Genomic DNA, 2279 nt, shown 5'->3' with positions numbered 1-2279 from the left:
TTTTCTTATTCATGCACTTTGAACGTATTTACCATTGCTTGAAGATCTTCAGCCATTTTAGCTAATGAATGAGCGGAAGCGGTGATTTCTTCCATTGAAGCAAGCTGTTCCTCAGCACCTGCAGCCACAGTCTGAGAACCTGATGAAGATTCTTCCGTTTTCATTGAGATATCAAAAATACCCATGGCAACCTGCTCCACGCTTGAAGATAACTGCTTAACTGCAGCAGATACTTCAACGGATTGTCTTGATACATCCGAAGCAGAATGAAGAATTTTCTCAAATGATTTACCGGTATCATTAATTAGTACAAGACCAGTTTGTACTTCTGTTGTACATTTATCCATTGATACAACTGCATTAGCAGTACTGCTTTGAATATCATGTATCAAGTGTGTAATTTGTTCAGCCGAACGTCGAGATTCCTCAGCTAATTTTCTTACTTCATCAGCCACCACTGCGAATCCTTTTCCATGTTCCCCAGCTCTTGCTGCTTCAATTGCTGCATTTAAAGCAAGTAAGTTTGTTTGTTCTGATATACCAGAGATAACTGCTAGGATTTTTTCAATCTCGGAAGATCGGTCTCCTAAGTCCTTAATAATACTAGATGATGTTTGGACTGTTTCATTAATGGATCCCATTTGGTCAATGGTTTTTTTAAGTGCGATATTTCCTTTTTCTGATTCTTCGGTTGTTACATTTGAATGATTAGAAACTTGCGTAATCGAATCCGCGATATTTGTAATGCCAATTGCCATTTGTTGTGTAGAAATGGATACAACTTCTGTACCCTTTACAGATGCTTCGCCGTTAGCTGCCATAATAGAACTAGCTTCAGCAATTTGTTCTGCGGCTTTATTTGTTTCTTCAGCACTAGCCATTAGCTGCTCAGAAGAGGCAGCAACTTGGTCTGAAGATTCACGAACCATCATAATTAGTGATTTAATTTGGGTAATCATTTCATTAAATGATTTTGAGAGAGACCCGATTTCATCCTTAGACTCATAGTCACTATAAACGGTTAAGTCCCCATTTTTTGCTTTTTGCATTAGGTATTCCGTTTGCTTAAGCGGGCCGTAAATCGATCTTGAAATGATCCAGCTTGTAGCAACAAATAGAATGATTGAAAGGACAATGATGCTTATCATTACTATTGATGAGTTTCGATTGCTTATTTGGTTTTCGTCATTTGCTTCTTTTGCATATTTTCCATTGATTTCAATCAACTTTGTATATAATTGATCTAATTCATTTAGAAGGGGATCTGTTTCTTGAACATATACTTCGTAAGCTTCAGTGTTTTTATTTTTCAGAGCAAGTTCGAGTGTTTTTTCTTTTGAAACTTGGAATCTTTCAACTACTTCCTTGATACTATCAAACACTTCTTGTTCTTCTTGCCCCGAACTTTTATAGGCTTCTCTAATTTCTTGGTTCATTTCTAGTCTAGCTTCTAATTCTTCTAAAAGCTCCTTATTACGAGTAGTATCTCTATTAACCATTAATTCTACTAGAGCCGTCTGTACATATTGTGCATTGCTTTTTAGTAAGCTGGCAGCTTGAATTGGTTCGAGATTGTCCTTATACATACCTGTTAGTTTATTTCCTGTCATTGTTTGCTGAGTAAGACCGGAAATTCCAACTATTAAAAGGCTTACAAGAGTGATTACAGATAATAAAAGCATTTTTTGTACAATTTTTAAATTCTTAATCCATTTCATCGACGGTTGCTCCTTTTGTAGTTTAATATTTTTTCGATGAATTATACGTTCTCATTTGTTATCGGCATTTAGTCGGAATTAGTTAATACTTTTAGACTAGATCTTTTGACAAAATAGTTAACAAAATGAAAAAAGCCTCAGAAAACTGAGACTTTCGTTTTTATTTCTCTTCATTAAACCACAGTGGATCTTGGTTATCTTCTTCACCGTTGTAGTTTATTAATACTTCTTCTCCAGCTTTAATATCTTTGTAAGCATAAAAGTCAAAGGTATGATTTGGAAAGTTAATTTCATACGTTGCATTTGGCTCATATGAATGGTTGAACAGCATACCGTACCCAAGTAGGAGGGCGGAATGATTAATTCCATACTCGAAAGCGTAATCCGCGAGAAGCGTTTTTTCGATATGTTCGTGCTGGTCATTCGGATAAGGGATAACAGGTGCTTCATGGATTAGTTCACCTTTTTTAATATCTCTTGTTGCAAATACGCCTCTATTGAGTTCTCCATCACTTAATGTAGAAGTTCTTATCTCAATCACAGTTGTCACCTTCGCCTTCG

At 36.1% G+C, this 2279-nt stretch carries 2 protein-coding genes; both read right to left on the bottom strand.

Annotated features, from left to right (window positions below; genetic code table 11):
- Window positions 1-5: 5 nt before the first annotated feature.
- Window positions 6-1718 (bottom strand): methyl-accepting chemotaxis protein, encoded by a 1713-nt coding sequence (locus ACGLXV_RS22285; RefSeq protein WP_391560348.1) that lies wholly within the window; start codon window positions 1716-1718, stop codon window positions 6-8.
- 160 nt (window positions 1719-1878) lie between these two features.
- Window positions 1879-2259, bottom strand: a complete 381-nt coding sequence (locus ACGLXV_RS22280) for an SET domain-containing protein (RefSeq protein ID WP_066056563.1) — start codon at window positions 2257-2259, stop codon at window positions 1879-1881.
- Between the last annotated feature and the right edge of the window lie 20 nt (window positions 2260-2279).

Origin of the sequence: Robertmurraya sp. (assembly GCF_036676585.1) — a bacterium.
GTDB lineage: Bacteria > Bacillota > Bacilli > Bacillales > Cytobacillaceae > Robertmurraya_A.
The sequence above is the reverse complement of the archived record's forward strand: the minus strand, read 5'-3'. Positions and strand labels throughout refer to the sequence as shown.